Origin of the sequence: Enterobacter cloacae complex sp. SHL021, from assembly GCF_049237765.1 — a bacterium.
In the GTDB taxonomy this organism is placed as follows: Bacteria; Pseudomonadota; Gammaproteobacteria; order Enterobacterales; family Enterobacteriaceae; genus Enterobacter; species Enterobacter cloacae.
Window position 1 is genome coordinate 325,728 of record NZ_JBMKJG010000001.1, and the last position, 15,291, is coordinate 341,018.

Consider the following 15,291-nt stretch of genomic DNA (forward strand, 5'->3'; position numbering starts at 1 on the left):
GAAGATCGGGTGAAGTGAAAAGAGTTTGTAAATTGTTACCCCCGGTAGCATGGCGCAACCGGGGGCAGAGCAGATTATGCGATCGCGTTCTCTTCCAGCTGGCGCATAAAGTTGCGTACCCAGTCCATACGGGTTTTACGCTCCGTCAGCTCCTGCGTAAATTTCAGCCGCGTTGGCCCATCCAGGCGGAAATGCTGCGGCTGCTTTTGCAGTAAACCGATGAGCCACGTAGGGTTAACGTGGTTTTTCTCGGCAAACTCAATCACGCCGCCTTTCTCGTTGCCCTCAAGCTTACGGATGCCCAGCTTCTGCGCCTGCTGACGCAGCCGCGCGATATCCAGCAAGTTGCGTGCGGCATCCGGGAGCAGGCCAAAGCGGTCAATAAGCTCGACTTTGATCTCTTCCAGCTCGTTCTCATTTTTCGCACTGGCGATACGTTTGTAGAACGACAGGCGGGTGTTCACATCCGGAATGAAATCGTCCGGCAGCAGAGACGGCATGCGTAGCTCAACTTCGGTTTGCTGGCTGGTGAGATCTTCCAGCGACGGTTCGCGTCCGGCCTTAAGGGCATCGACCGCGTTTTCCAGCAGCTCCATGTAGAGCGAGAAACCGATGGTTTCCATCGAGCCACTTTGATCTTCACCCAACAGCTCACCCGCACCGCGGATCTCCAGGTCGTGCGTCGCCAGTGCAAAGCCAGCGCCCAGATCTTCCAGCGAGGCAATCGCTTCCAGACGTTTTTGCGCATCGGTGGTCATCGCTTTTGGATGCGGCGTCAGCAGCCATGCATAGGCCTGATGGTGCGAACGCCCGACGCGGCCACGCAGCTGATGAAGCTGTGCCAGACCGAAATGATCCGCGCGTTCAATGATGATGGTGTTGGCCGTCGGGATATCGATCCCGGTCTCAATGATGGTGGTACACACCAGCACGTTAAAGCGCTGGTGGTGGAAGTCGTTCATCACCCGTTCCAGTTCGCGTTCGCGCATTTGCCCGTGACCGATGGCAATACGCGCTTCCGGCACCATCTCTGCCAGCCGGTCTGCCGCTTTCTGGATATTTTCCACGTCGTTGTAGAGGTAATAGACCTGACCGCCGCGCAGCACCTCACGCAGAATGGCCTCACGCACTACCAGATTGTCGTACTCTCGCACAAAGGTTTTTACGGCCAGACGACGCGCCGGCGGCGTGGCGATAATTGACAGATCGCGCATGCCGCTCATCGCCATGTTCAGGGTTCGCGGGATTGGCGTCGCGGTCAGGGTCAGGATATCGACGTCGGCACGCATCGCTTTAATACGCTCTTTATGGCGTACCCCGAAACGGTGCTCTTCATCAACAATCAGCAGCCCCAGATCTTTCCACTTCACGTCGCTCTGCAGCAGTTTGTGGGTGCCGATCAGAATATCGATCTTACCCTCGCTGGCCTGCTCCAGGATTTGCGTTTGCTCTTTGGTACTGCGAAAACGTGACAGCATCTCGATGCGTACCGGCCAGTTGGCAAAGCGGTCGCGGAAGTTATCGAAGTGCTGCTGAGCGAGCAGGGTGGTGGGTACCAGCACCGCCACCTGCTTGTTATTCTCAACGGCGAGGAACGCCGCGCGCATGGCTACTTCGGTTTTCCCGAAGCCGACATCGCCACAGACCAGCCTGTCCATTGCCAGCGGCTGACACATGTCGCTTAACACGGCATTGATGGCCTGAGCCTGGTCCGGCGTGGTTTCAAACGGGAAGCTGTCGCAGAACAGCTGGTACTGCTCTTTATCATGCTTAAAGGCAAAGCCCTCTTTGGCCGCACGCTGGGCATAGATATCCAGCAGCTCGGCCGCCACATCACGCACTTTTTCCGCCGCTTTCTGCCGCGCGCGCGCCCAGGCGTCACCGCCCAGTTTATGCAATGGTGCATTCTCTTCTGCACCCCCGGCGTAGCGGCTGATCAGATGCAGGGATGAGACCGGCACGTAGAGTTTGGCGTCGTTGGCGTAGGTCAGCATCAGGTATTCACCTTTGATGCCACCGGCCTCCAGCGTCGTCATCCCCTGATAACGACCCACGCCATGTTCAAGGTGCACAATCGGCTGGCCCGGATGGAGTTCCGCCAGGTTGCGGATCAGCGTATCCGGGTTAATGGTGCGACGGCTGTCCTGACGGCGGCGCGCAACACGTTCACCCAGCAGGTCGCTTTCACAGATTAATGCCACGTTGTTGAGGGTATCGATAAACCCGTGCTCGGCGGCACCGATCATCAGATAACGCCCCGTCCCCGTGGCTTCGCTCAGGCGCAAAATGCGTTTCGGAGCAACTTTAATCCGCCCCAGCAGTTCGCCCAGCGCTTCACGGCGGCCTTCACTCTCAACGGAGAAGACAACCGGGCCGGTAAAGGCATCGAGGAACTTGCGCAGACTCTCCAGCGGGGATTTCTGCTGTGCCTGAACGGCTAAATCTGGCAGCTTCTGGAATGCAAGGTTGGTGTTGGCAGCTTTATCGGCAAGCGTATCGGTTTTCAGCTGTACGCGCGGCCAGCGCTTGAGTTCGGCGTTGAGCTCGTCGGTGCGCAGCCACAGCGCTTCAGGCGGCAGCAGCGGACGCATTGGGTCTACGCCCCGGTTTTCAAAGCGCGCGCGGGTTTCGCTCTCAAAGCGGCTGGCGCTGGCGTCGATATCACCGGTGTTGACAATCAACGTGTTCGCCGGGAAGTAGCTGAACAGGGCGGGCAATGGCTCGTTAAAGAACAGCGGCTGCCAATATTCGATCCCGGCAGGAAGCGTACCTTTGCTGACCTGCTGATAGATATGCTCAGCGTCGCGCTTAACGTCGAACTTGTCGCGCCACTGGCTGCGGAACAGCTCGATAGCGGTTTTGTCCGTCGGGAATTCATGGGCGGGTAATAAATTGATGGCTTCTACTTCTTCCAGCGTGCGCTGCGTGTCGGCGTCGAATACGCGCAGGCTGTCGATCTCATCGTCGAAGAAGTCCAGTCGATACGGCTGGTCGCTGCCCATCGGGTACAGGTCGAGCAACGCACCGCGCGTGGCGTATTCCCCGTGCTCCATAACCTGATCGACATGACGGTATCCGGCGCTGTCCAGTTGCGCGCGCAGATCGTCCCGGGACAGGCGCTGACCTTTTTTCATCACCAGCGCATGGCCGTGCAAATAGCTGTGAGGACAGACGCGCTGCATCAGGGTGTTGACCGGAACGATCAGCACGCCGCGCTGCATGGTCGGTAACTGATAGAGGGTCGACAGGCGCGAGGAGATGATCTCCTGATGCGGGGAGAAGCTGTCATACGGCAGCGTTTCCCAGTCGGCCAGACTGAAGACCAGGTTATCGGTGAACTGGCGAATTTCATCATGCAGTCGCAGCGCATTTTGCATATCCGGGGCGACCAGCACCACCGGACCAGGATGTCGCTCAGCGATTTCTGCCACCAGCGTGGCGCACGCAGCGCCAGTGAGTTCGCCCAGCTGGCGCTGGTCGCCCGCTTTAACAGGCAGGGAATAACGATAGTGTTCAGGCATGGCTATGTCAGAGTCTCTTGTGGATATACCAACAGTATTGGGGCATATCACTGATACGCAATGTCTTTATTATCCTCGATCGTTTTGCATAAGCAAATCTGAACTGCAACGCGGGAAGATTCGCCCCCGGACGGGGGGCGAGGGCGGTATTATCGGGTTGCCGGAGACAGTGCGCTCGCGGAAGGGGGAGAGAAGAACAGATCGCCAAACAGTGCCGTCGATATTTTGCGTACGCCAAGTCCGGCGAGGGTGCAGATCAGCAGGCTGGCAAATGGGTAGACCAGGATCAAGGCAAGCTCGGCCCAGACCGGCCAGTAGGCAGCATTCATCTCACCGATCAGGAACAGGCTGAAGGCCTCTATAAGGATGCGGTGCGTGGTGTAGATAGCGATGGTGTTTGAGCCGATAACGTTAAGCAGGTTGCTGGGATGAACGGCATAACGCTGCTCGAGGCTATAGAAAAGCTTCATGATCAGCACGATCGACAGCAGGGAAAGCAGCAGCGGAACGTTAGCAAACCACAGTACCACGGAGACCGCAGCAAAAGCGGCCAGCGCCAGCCAGGTACGACGCAGGTTCAGCCCCTTCATCCAGGCCATCAGCTCTGCGCCATACCACGCGCCAAGGCTGTAGTAGATCATATTGCGTACCACGCTGTTCATTCCCCACCACGGCAGCGGCAGGAAATTGATCGTGATGCTGGCCAGTGCCAGCAGCCCCAGTACGGGCAGCTTCCAGCGGCTAAGCAGTTTACATAGCGTGAAATAGACCACCAGGGCGTACAGATACCACAGGCTGGTGCTGGCAGTGAGCATCCCCCACGCAAACCCGGAAAGTGAATCGGCATACGCGGCGTTCGAGGAGGTGGCCAGCTCACGTTCAGGTGCCAACCAGGCATTGAGGTGGCTCAGCGCCTGCCATTGCAATACGCCCCACAGCGCAAGGACCCAGACAATGCTCCAGATCCGTTTGTCAAAACTGGTGCGCCAGTTCACCTCGTCAATATAACGACGGATCAGATAACCGGATATGAAGAAAAATACCGGCATACGGAAGGGCGCGAGATAAAGGTTAAAATAGACCCAGCATTTGGCGAGAAGACCGGACAACGGATGTTGTAGCCCCGTCAGATGGGGATAAAATGTGATAACCGAATGATAGATTACCACCAGGCAGATACACAGCCCCTTTATCTGGTTAATCCATAATGCTTTTTGCTTCATTGTTCGCAACTACCTTATTGCCATAAACGAACGAACAATTGTTGGTAAACGCAGCCGGGATGTAACGGGAAACAGTCTGTATCAGGAAGTTTTTCGGAAAAGGTGGAGGGTGTAGCGCCATAATTCGAAGAGTAGCATTCTGATTTATCTGAATTTTTCAGAAAAATGATTACCAAAGCTTACTGTTTCAGTCATTTACGCTTAACGGATTCGCTTATATACTCGTGGGTCTGCTATCAGCAAACAGACGGACTTCATGTATCAACCTGTCGCACTCTTCATAGGCTTACGCTACATGCGTGGGCGCGCCGCGGACCGTTTCGGTCGCTTTGTCTCCTGGCTTTCGACTATTGGCATTACGCTTGGCGTGATGGCACTGGTGACGGTGCTTTCCGTCATGAACGGCTTTGAGCGCGAGCTGCAAAACAACATCCTGGGGCTGATGCCGCAGGCCATTCTCTCTTCAACCAACGGTTCCGTTAACCCGCAACAACTGCCGGAAAGTGCGGCGAAGTTACAGGGTGTCACGCGCGTTGCGCCGGTGACAACGGGTGATGTCGTCCTGCAAAGCGCCCGCAGCGTGGCGGTGGGCGTCATGCTGGGGATTGACCCGGCGCAAAAAGATCCGCTCACGCCGTATCTGGTCAACGTGAAGCAAAGCGATCTGGAAGCGGGAAAATACAACGTCATCCTCGGCGAGCAGCTTGCCGGGCAGCTTGGCGTGAACCGTGGCGACCAGCTGCGCGTGATGGTGCCGTCTGCCAGCCAGTTTACGCCGATGGGACGTTTGCCCAGCCAGCGTCTGTTCACGGTTATTGGCACGTTTGCCGCCAACAGCGAAGTTGACGGCTACCAGATGCTCATGAATATCCAGGATGCTTCGCGTCTGATGCGTTATCCGGTGGGCAACATTACCGGCTGGCGTCTGTGGCTCGACGCACCGCTGAAGGTCGATACCCTCAGCCAGCAAACCTTGCCGGAAGGCACAAAATGGCAGGACTGGCGCGAGCGTAAAGGCGAACTGTTCCAGGCTGTGCGTATGGAAAAAAATATGATGGGCCTGCTGCTGAGCCTGATCGTCGCGGTCGCGGCGTTTAACATCATCACCTCGCTTGGTCTGATGGTAATGGAAAAGCAGGGCGAAGTTGCCATCCTGCAAACCCAGGGGCTGACGCCGCGCCAGATTATGGCCGTCTTTATGGTGCAGGGGGCCAGCGCCGGGATCATTGGCGCGTTACTCGGGGCCGTTCTCGGGGCGCTGCTGGCCAGTCAGTTGAATAACTTAATGCCGATCATCGGCGCGCTGCTTGATGGCGCGGCGCTGCCGGTTGCTATCGAACCGCTGCAGGTGGTCGGTATTGCGCTGGCCGCGATGGCCATTGCGCTGCTTTCTACGCTCTATCCTTCCTGGCGCGCTGCCGCCACTCAACCCGCTGAGGCTTTACGTTATGAATAAGATCCTGTTGCAATGCGACAACCTGTCCAAACGCTATCAGGAAGGCTCTGTACAGACTGATGTGCTGCACAATGTGAGCTTCAGCGTGGGCGAAGGCGAGATGATGGCGATTGTCGGCAGCTCCGGTTCCGGCAAAAGTACCTTATTACACCTGCTGGGCGGGCTGGATACGCCGACCAGTGGCGACGTAATTTTCTCAGGCCAGCCGATGAGCAAAATGTCTTCTGCGGCAAAAGCGGAGCTGCGTAACCGTGAGCTGGGCTTTATCTACCAGTTCCACCATCTGCTGCCGGATTTCACGGCGCTGGAAAACGTGGCGATGCCTTTGCTGATTGGTAAAAAGAAACCGGCAGAAATTAATGCCCGTGCCAGCGACATGCTGAAAGCCGTAGGCCTGGGGCATCGCGGTGACCACCGCCCGTCTGAGCTGTCCGGTGGCGAGCGTCAGCGTGTGGCAATTGCCCGTGCGCTGGTGAACAACCCGCGTCTGGTGCTGGCGGATGAACCAACCGGCAACCTGGATGCGCGCAATGCTGACAGTATTTTCCAGCTTCTGGGTGAGCTGAATGCCTCACAGGGGACGGCGTTTCTGGTGGTGACCCACGATTTGCAGCTGGCAAAACGGATGGGACGCCAGCTTGAGATGCGTGACGGTCATCTGAACGCTGAACTGACTCTGATGGGAGCGGAGTAATGGCCTCACCGTTATCGTTACTCATCGGGCTACGCTTCAGCCGCGGCCGTCGTCGCGGCGGGATGGTCTCCCTTATCTCGGTGATCTCCACCATCGGTATTGCGCTCGGCGTGGCGGTATTGATTGTGGGATTAAGCGCCATGAACGGTTTTGAGCGTGAGCTGAATAACCGTATTCTGGCCGTTGTGCCGCACGGCGAAATTGAACCGGTTAATCAGCCGTGGAACAACTGGCGTGATGCCCTCAGCAAAGTGGAAAACGTGCCGGGCATTGCCGCCGCTGCACCTTACATCAACTTTACAGGGCTGGTGGAAAGCGGTGTTAACCTGCGCGCCATCCAGGTGAAAGGGGTGAACCCGGCGCAGGAGGCGCGTCTGAGCGCGCTGCCGAAGTATGTGCAGAACGGCGCGTGGGCAAACTTTAAGGCCGGTGAGCAACAGATCATCATGGGCAAAGGTGTGGCCGACGCGCTGAAAGTGAAGCAGGGCGACTGGGTGTCGATCATGATCCCAAACGCCAGCGCTGACCATAAATTGCAGCAGCCTAAGCGCGTGCGTCTGCACGTCACCGGGATCCTGCAACTGAGCGGTCAACTCGATCACAGCTTTGCAATGGTACCGCTGGAAGACGCACGTCAGTATCTGGACATGGGCGACAGCGTGACGGGCATCGCCATTAAGGTCAACGACGTCTTCAATGCCAATAAACTGGTACGTGATGCGGGCAGCGTGACCAATAACTATGTCTACATCAAAAGCTGGATCGGCACTTACGGGTATATGTATCGTGATATCCAGATGATCCGCGCCATCATGTATCTGGCGATGGTGCTGGTGATTGGTGTGGCGTGCTTTAATATCGTCTCGACGCTGGTTATGGCGGTCAAAGACAAGAGTGGCGACATCGCGGTTCTGCGTACCCTTGGGGCAAAGGACGGTCTTATTCGCGCCATCTTTGTCTGGTATGGTCTGCTGGCGGGGCTGTTCGGCAGCCTGTGCGGGGTGGTGATTGGCGTCGTGGTGTCGTTACAGCTCACGCCAATCATCAACGGAATTGAGAAGCTGATCGGCCACCAGTTCCTGTCGGGTGATATCTATTTTATTGACTTCCTGCCGTCTGAATTGCACTGGCTGGACGTTATTTATGTGCTGGTTACAGCACTTTTACTGAGTCTGCTGGCAAGCTGGTATCCGGCGCGTCGCGCAAGCCGAATTGATCCGGCGAGGGTATTAAGTGGCCAGTAATTACGTCATGATCTAGCGGCTTACGGGCCGCCAGGTTAAAAGAGGAATGCATTATGTATTACGGATTTGATATTGGCGGCACCAAAATTGCGCTCGGCGCGTTTGATAACGATCTCAAACTGCAGTGGGAAACCCGCGTTCCCACGCCGCGCGAAAGCTACGATGAATTTTTAACCGCCATTGCCGCGCTGGTGGCGCAAGCGGATGAACGCTTTGGCGTGAAAGGCAGCGTCGGCATCGGCATTCCAGGCATGCCTGAAACCGACGACGGCACGCTGTATGCCGCCAACGTCCCTGCTGCCAGCGGCAAACCGCTGCGCGCCGATCTCTCTGCTCTCCTTGAACGCGACGTGCGTTTAGATAACGATGCCAACTGCTTTGCGCTCTCTGAAGCCTGGGATGATGAATTCCGTCACTATCCGCTGGTGATGGGGTTGATCCTTGGCACCGGCGTTGGCGGGGGAATTGTTATTAATGGCAAACCGATCACCGGGCGCAGCTATATCACGGGAGAGTTTGGTCATATCCGTTTACCGGTAGATGCGCTTGAGGTCGTGGGACGCGATTTCCCGCTTACCCGCTGCGGCTGTGGTCAGCATGGCTGTATTGAGAACTACCTGTCAGGTCGTGGGTTTGCATGGCTTTACGAACACTTCTATCATCAGAAACTCGAAGCCCCTCAAATCATTACCCTGTGGGAGCAAGGCGATGCGCAGGCGCGAGAGCACGTTGAACGTTATCTCGATCTGCTGGCGGTGTGTCTGGGGAATATCCTCACCATCGTCGATCCGGATCTGCTGGTGATTGGGGGCGGGTTATCAAACTTTACCGCGATAACGGAACACCTGTCCGGGCGTCTGCCCCGACATTTATTGCCAGTCGCCCGCGTGCCGCGTATTGAACGTGCGCGACACGGGGACGCAGGAGGCATGCGCGGAGCCGCATTCCTTCATCTCACCGACTAGTTTACGAGGTTACTATGCTGTCGCGTCGCCAGGGTCGACTCAGCCGTTTTCGCAAAAATAAACGCCGCTTACGTGAGCGCTTGCGCCAGCGGATCTTTTTCAGAGACAGAATGATGCCAGAAGCGATGGATAAACCCAGAGTGGTGGTGCTGACCGGGGCGGGGATCTCTGCCGAGTCCGGTATTCGAACCTTCCGTGCTGCGGACGGGTTGTGGGAAGAGCACCGTGTGGAGGATGTGGCGACACCAGAAGGCTTCGCCCGTGACCCGGATCTTGTGCAGGCATTTTACAATGCCCGCCGTCGTCAGCTTCAGCAGCCAGAAATAGCGCCTAATCCGGCGCACCTGGCGCTGGCGAAGCTGGAGGAGGCGCTGGGTGACCGTTTTCTGCTGGTTACGCAGAACATTGATAACCTGCACGAGCGAGCCGGTAACAAAAACATCATCCACATGCACGGCGAGCTACTGAAGGTGCGCTGTGCCTGGAGCGGCCAGGTGCTGGACTGGAAAGAGGACGTGCTGCCTGAGGATAAATGTCACTGCTGCCAGTTCCCTTCGCGTCTGCGTCCCCATGTGGTCTGGTTTGGTGAAATGCCGCTGGGGATGGATGAGATTTACAGCGCGCTGGCCATGGCGGATGTGTTTATCGCCATCGGTACCTCAGGGCATGTCTATCCGGCGGCGGGGTTTGTTCACGAAGCGCGTCTGCACGGTGCGCATACCGTAGAGCTCAACCTCGAACCCAGCCAGGTGGGAAGCGAGTTTGAAGAGAAGCACTATGGGCTGGCAAGCGAGGTCGTACCCGAGTTCGTCGACAAGCTGCTCAAAGGTCTGTAATAGCGACAGTATGAAAAGGCACCCATTCAGCGGGTGCTTTTTTTAATAAACTCGTCCGCTGAAATTACCATTAATGATGTTCACTAAACCACAATATAAGCCCTGTTAATTAGTGTGGATGCTATTATTTTGTGCATTCAATCAAAATAGTGCTTAATAATGCTCGTTATCGTGGTGTAGAAAGAGGATGCTAATAAATATAACGTCGATAAGGAGGATGGGATATGTACGGATTTATTGCGAGACAACCCATTTTTAACCCGGATATGAATACGGTAGCTTATGAACTGCTTTTCAGGGATGGGATGGCAAACCGTTTTCCGGATGTATCGGCAGAATATGCAACATCCAGAATGATATCCGACCATTTTTTATCTGTACCGTCTCAGCGTATCGCCGGGACACAGACCTTGTTTATCAACTTTCCATCCAGAATGGTCATCGACCGCAGCGGTGAAGCGCTGGACAAGGAGAGCGTGGTCATTGAGATCCTTGAAGATGCGGTTCCCGGCGAGGCGTTATTGCAGGCTGTGAAAGAGATGAATGCGCACGGATATCGCTTTGCGCTTGATGATTTTACCCTCGCGCCGGAATGGGATCGCTTTTTACCCTATATTTCTGTACTTAAATTTGATGTCAGAAATTATACCTTAGCGCAAATTCAGGATTACCTGAATACTCGCAAAAACCTGACCCACCATATAAAGTATCTCGCTGAAAAAGTTGAGACTAAAGAGGAATTCAAACGCTATCGTGATGCCGGTTTTTCGCTTTTTCAGGGTTACTTTTTCTGTCGCCCTGAAGTGATTAAATATAAACGCTTATCACAAAATCAACTGGCGATTTTCCGCCTGCAGATGGAAGTGGGGCGGAATAAACCTGATTTTCGGATCATCGAGTCGTTAATAAAAACCGATCTCACCTTGTCCTATAAAATCATGCGTTATATGAAACACACGGCGTTTAAACACGTCGGTGCCTGCAATTTTAGCAAGTTAACGCTCAGCGAAGTCCTCAGGTATCTGGGGGAAAATCAGCTGCGACGCTTTGTTGCGGTGGTGGTGCTGGCCAGTGCCGGCAACGACACCGTCGACGAGCTGTATCCTCTGAGCATGATGCGGGGCAAATTCTGTGAGCTGATTGCAGAGAAGATGCCTGCGCCGGGGCTGGCGGAAAACGCGTTTATGTGTGGCCTGTTCTCTCTGCTCGATACCTTGCTTGAATTGCCAATGGCGGAGTTGATGAAGCAAATAGCGGTGCCGCAGGCTGTCAGCCAGGCCCTGTGTCATCAGGAAGGCGTGTTAGCCGATATGGTGGCGCTGTGCCGCCACTATGAACAGCAGGAGTGGGAGGAGGCGGCCAGGATAGCGAACGGTCTTGGGCTGTCGGATGACGACGTTGTCGATGCCATGAGAATGGCGACGATCTGGGCAGGGGAAAATGCGGCGGGTTAAGGCCCCTCACGGCGTGGCGACGTGAGGAGCCAGACTGCGGCCCTTATCGGCCGGCTTTTAATTTCTGATAATACTCTTCATACAGACGGCTCGCATCGCCGACATCGTTTTGCCATTCACCTTTGCTGATGGTGTCGGCATCCGGGTAGAGGGATTTATCATTCGCCACTTCAGGCTTCAGCAGCTTGCGGGCGGCCAGGTTTGGCGTCGGGTAGCCAATGGTCTCGGCAACCTGCTTCGCCACGTCCGGGCGCAGCAGGAAGTTAATGAGCTTCAGGGCACCGTCAACGTTTTTCGCATTCGCAGGAATAGCCAGGCTGTCCATCCAGAAGATACCGCCTTCTTTCGGCCAGACGACCTCCAGCGGCGTACCGGCCTGACGCGCAACCCATGCAGAGCCGTTCCACACCATGCCGAGATTTACTTCCCCTTCCATATACGGATTCGCCGGGTTATCGGAGTTGAACGCCGCCACGTTAGGCATCAGTTTTTTCAGCTCGTTATAGGCCGCTTCAATCTCTTTCGGGTCCGTTGTGTTGCCCGAGTAACCCAGCTTGCGCAGCGCCACCTGGAACACTTCACGGGCATCGTCGGTTAAGAGCAGGCTGCCTTTGTATTCAGGCTTCCACAGATCGGCCCACTGGGTCACGGTTTTAGGATCGATTGCTTCGCTGTTAACGCCGATGGCGGTCGCACCCCAGATGTACGGAATGGAGTAGTCGTTGTTCGGATCGAACGGTTTGTTGAGCATCTGCGGATCGAGGTTGTTGAAGTTGGTCAGCTTCGACTTGTCAATCTTCTGGATCATGCCCTCTTTGCGCATCTTGTCGACGAAGTAGGTCGATGGCACCACCAGATCGTACGCGCCGTCCTTGTACGTTTTAAGCTTGGCGTACATGGTTTCATTGGACTCGTAGGTAGAGTAGATGACCTTAATGCCCGTCTCTTTGGTGAACTGCTCCAGCAGACCCGGCGGCACATACTCAGTCCAGTTATAGAAGTAGAGCGTTTTGCTGTCATCAGCGTGCGCGACGCCCATTCCGAGCACCAGTGCCGCAGCGGCAAGCATTTTTTTCATTTCATTGTCCCCTGAGATTTTGTTTTATCACGAGCAATAATCTGGCTGGCAATCACCAGTACCAGAGAGAACACTAACAGTATGGTCGCCAGCGCGTTCACCTCAGGCGAGACGCCGACTTTCACCATCGAATAGATTTTCAACGGCAGAATTTCATAGCTCGGCCCGGTCACAAAAGAGGAGACCACAACGTCATCCATCGACAGGGTGAAGCTGAGCAGCCACCCGGCCGCGACGGCGGGCATCGCCAGCGGCAGGATAATTTTGCGCAAAATGGTCATCTCGCTGGCGCCGAGATCTTTCGCGGCCTCCAGCATACGCACATCAAAGCCTTTCAGGCGTGCATAGACCGTCACCACCACAAATGGCAGGCAGAAGGTGATGTGGGAAAACAGCAGCGACCAGAAGCCGAGCTGGACACCCAGCAGCATAAACAGTACCAGCAGAGAAATCGCCATGACGATATCCGGTGACATCATCACCACAAACAGCATGCCGCTGACGAACGGTTTACCGCGAAAGCGGTAGCGATACAGTGCCACGGCGGTGAGTGAACCAATCAGCGTGGCGAACGTTGCTGAAAAAATCGCCATGGTTAATGAGTGCTGCGCGGCCTGGAGCAGGCTGTCGTTGTTCATCAGCAGGCTGTACCAGTTAGTGGTAAAGCCCTGCCAGTTGATCCCGAAGCGTGAACTGTTAAACGAGTTCACGATCAAAATGATAATCGGAATATACAGGTAAGCGTAAATGGCGGTCATAAAACCGCCGCGAAGCAGTCGACCGATCATTCGAGTTCCACCTTCTTATTCAGCAGCCGTGAAGCGCGCCAGTAAACCAGCAGCATCAGACCCATCACCACCGTCAGCGTAATGCTGGTGGCGGAGCCGAACGGCCAGTCGCGAATGTTAAGGAACTGGCTCTTAATCACGTTTCCGATCAGCAGGTTTTTCGCACCGCCCATCAGGTCAGAGACGTAGAACAAGCCCATCGCCGGAAGCATCACCAGCAGACAGCCCGCGATAATGCCGGGCATCGTCAGCGGAATGATAATGCGGAAAAAGGTCTGCAGCTTATTCGCCCCCAGATCTTTGGCCGCTTCCAGCAGCGGTTTATCCAGCTTCTCAATGCTGGAGTAGAGCGGCATCACCATAAACGGCAGCAGGATATAGACCAGACCAATAATCACCGCACCCGGGGTAAACATAATGCGGATTGGCGTATCAATCACCCCCAGCCACAGCAGAAACTCGTTCAGATAGCCTTTGGTGCTGAGGAAAATTTTCAGCCCGTAGATGCGAATTAAGGAGTTGGTCCAGAAAGGCACAATCAGTAAAAAGAGCAGCAGCGGGCGGATTTTTTGCGGCAGACGCGCCAGGAACCACGCGAAGGGATACCCCAGCACCAGGCAGGCAACGGTGGCGATCAGCGCCATATTCAATGAGTGCAGCAGCACATCAAAGTAGAGCGGATCGAGCAAACGTGAGTAGTTATCCAGCGTAAAGACCAGCGCCACAAAGTGGGCATCGTCGCGGGTCAAAAAGCTGGTGGCGATGATCATCAGGTTGGGTAAAAAGACAAACAACACAAGCCAACCGACGATCGTGGCAATCACCACATTCTGGAATTTACTTGTGTTCTTCATCAGCCAGCACAACCTCCCAGCTTTCTACCCAGTTAATCACCATTTTTTGATCGAGCGAATGATCAAAGTCCGGGTCGTCCTCGTTAAAGAACTCGCTAACCATCACCATCTTACCGTTTTCCAGTTCGACAACGGATTCCAGCGTCATCCCCTTGTAATTACGCTCGCGGATATAGCCGATCAATCCTTCGGCTTGCGCATTGCCGTGGATCTCCTCGACGCGCAGATCTTCCGGGCGTAACAGCACGTTGAGCTTTTGTCCCTTCTCAACGGCAAAGTTAACGGTGATATTGCACTCGCGGCCTTCGACATTCGCCCGAACGCGCTGCTCATCCAGACGCTCGACAACCGTGGCGTTGAAGATATTGATCTCGCCAATGAAGCTGGCCACAAACAGGTTTTTCGGCTCTTCGTAGATTTCGCGCGGCGTGCCGTCCTGCTCGATTTTGCCATCACGCATCACCACGATACGGTCGGACATGGTGAGTGCTTCTTCCTGGTCATGCGTCACAAAGACGAAGGTAATGCCGAGCTTACGCTGCAGGGCCTTAAGCTCGTTCTGCATCTGCTTGCGCAGTTTGTAGTCCAGCGCGGAGAGGGACTCATCCAGCAGAAGCAGACGCGGTTTGTTGACCACCGCACGGGCGATGGCCACACGTTGCTGTTGACCACCAGACAGCTGATGCGGTTTGCGTTGAGCAAACTCCTCCAGCTGTACCATCCGTAGCGCCTCGGTCACGCGCGGCGGGATCTCGCTGGCCGGTGTTTTTTGCATCCGCAGACCAAACGCAACGTTTTCAAACACGGTCATGTGCGGGAACAAAGCATAGCTTTGAAAGACGGTGTTAACGTGACGATCTTCAGCGGGGACCTGGGTAATGTCCTGCTTTTCAAGGTGGATATGGCCGCTATCGACGCTTTCCAGCCCGGCGATAAGGCGCAGTACGGTTGTCTTGCCGCAGCCAGAAGGGCCAAGCAGCGTGAGGAACTCACCATCATTGATGGTCAGATTGAGGTCGGAAATGACATCTTTACCATCAAAACTTTTACGAATTCGTTCCAGTTGCACCAGCGGTGAACGTGAACGGGATTGAGTATTCAATTTTTGCGCTGTCCCATATAGACGCTCCGGGCAGCAGACCGAAGCGGGGTTTGTGTGTAACCACCTTGGTGACTCG

12 protein-coding genes are annotated in these 15,291 nt (G+C 55.2%); 6 read left to right on the forward strand and 6 right to left on the reverse strand.

Annotated elements, in window-relative coordinates:
• Positions 1–74: 74 nt before the first annotated feature.
• Together mfd and ACOTZF_RS01555 are read right to left on the reverse strand one after the other, a co-directional pair.
• Positions 75–3,521 (reverse strand): transcription-repair coupling factor, encoded by a 3,447-nt coding sequence (mfd, locus tag ACOTZF_RS01550; protein ID WP_129252648.1) that lies wholly within the window; start codon positions 3,519–3,521, stop codon positions 75–77.
• 149 nt (positions 3,522–3,670) lie between these two features.
• On the reverse strand, positions 3,671–4,744 hold the full coding sequence (locus ACOTZF_RS01555) for an acyltransferase family protein (RefSeq protein ID WP_013097099.1): 1,074 nt from the start codon (positions 4,742–4,744) through the stop codon (positions 3,671–3,673).
• Positions 4,745–5,000: 256 nt separating this feature from the next.
• Here ACOTZF_RS01555 and lolC point away from each other — a divergent pair, with 256 nt between their 5' ends.
• The 6 genes from lolC to ACOTZF_RS01585 all read left to right on the forward strand — a co-directional run bounded on the left by lolC (position 5,001) and on the right by ACOTZF_RS01585 (position 11,393).
• Positions 5,001–6,200, forward strand: a complete 1,200-nt coding sequence (gene lolC / locus ACOTZF_RS01560) for a lipoprotein-releasing ABC transporter permease subunit LolC (RefSeq protein WP_013097098.1) — start codon at positions 5,001–5,003, stop codon at positions 6,198–6,200.
• On the forward strand, positions 6,193–6,894 hold the full coding sequence (gene lolD, locus ACOTZF_RS01565) for a lipoprotein-releasing ABC transporter ATP-binding protein LolD (RefSeq protein WP_013097097.1): 702 nt from the start codon (positions 6,193–6,195) through the stop codon (positions 6,892–6,894). The genes lolC and lolD overlap by 8 nt, the downstream gene beginning before the upstream one ends.
• Positions 6,894–8,138 (forward strand): lipoprotein-releasing ABC transporter permease subunit LolE, encoded by a 1,245-nt coding sequence (gene lolE, locus ACOTZF_RS01570; RefSeq protein WP_013097096.1) that lies wholly within the window; start codon positions 6,894–6,896, stop codon positions 8,136–8,138. The genes lolD and lolE overlap by 1 nt, the downstream gene beginning before the upstream one ends.
• Positions 8,139–8,191: 53 nt before the next feature.
• Positions 8,192–9,103, forward strand: a complete 912-nt coding sequence (nagK, locus tag ACOTZF_RS01575; RefSeq protein ID WP_038979828.1) for an N-acetylglucosamine kinase — start codon at positions 8,192–8,194, stop codon at positions 9,101–9,103.
• A gap of 14 nt (positions 9,104–9,117) precedes the next feature.
• Positions 9,118–9,939 (forward strand): Sir2 family NAD+-dependent deacetylase, encoded by an 822-nt coding sequence (cobB, locus tag ACOTZF_RS01580; protein WP_029881967.1) that lies wholly within the window; start codon positions 9,118–9,120, stop codon positions 9,937–9,939.
• Between the two features lie 224 nt (positions 9,940–10,163).
• Positions 10,164–11,393, forward strand: coding sequence for an EAL and HDOD domain-containing protein (locus tag ACOTZF_RS01585; protein ID WP_038979829.1), 1,230 nt, complete (start codon positions 10,164–10,166; stop codon positions 11,391–11,393).
• 43 nt (positions 11,394–11,436) lie between these two features.
• Here ACOTZF_RS01585 and potD read toward each other — a convergent pair whose 3' ends face one another.
• Genes potD through potA form a run of 4 tightly spaced genes read right to left on the reverse strand, consistent with a single transcriptional unit; the run spans position 11,437 to position 15,215 of the window.
• Positions 11,437–12,471: a spermidine/putrescine ABC transporter substrate-binding protein PotD gene (gene potD, locus ACOTZF_RS01590; RefSeq protein ID WP_013097092.1), complete on the reverse strand. Its 1,035-nt coding sequence runs from the start codon at positions 12,469–12,471 to the stop codon at positions 11,437–11,439.
• Positions 12,468–13,259, reverse strand: a complete 792-nt coding sequence (gene potC, locus ACOTZF_RS01595) for a spermidine/putrescine ABC transporter permease PotC (RefSeq protein ID WP_013097091.1) — start codon at positions 13,257–13,259, stop codon at positions 12,468–12,470. The genes potD and potC overlap by 4 nt, the downstream gene beginning before the upstream one ends.
• Positions 13,256–14,113: a spermidine/putrescine ABC transporter permease PotB gene (gene potB / locus ACOTZF_RS01600; protein WP_040019558.1), complete on the reverse strand. Its 858-nt coding sequence runs from the start codon at positions 14,111–14,113 to the stop codon at positions 13,256–13,258. Before potB ends, potC begins: the two co-directional genes overlap by 4 nt.
• Complete coding sequence (potA, locus tag ACOTZF_RS01605) at positions 14,097–15,215, reverse strand: spermidine/putrescine ABC transporter ATP-binding protein PotA (RefSeq protein ID WP_029881970.1); 1,119 nt, start codon at positions 15,213–15,215, stop codon at positions 14,097–14,099. The genes potB and potA overlap by 17 nt, the downstream gene beginning before the upstream one ends.
• Positions 15,216–15,291: the final 76 nt, after the last annotated feature.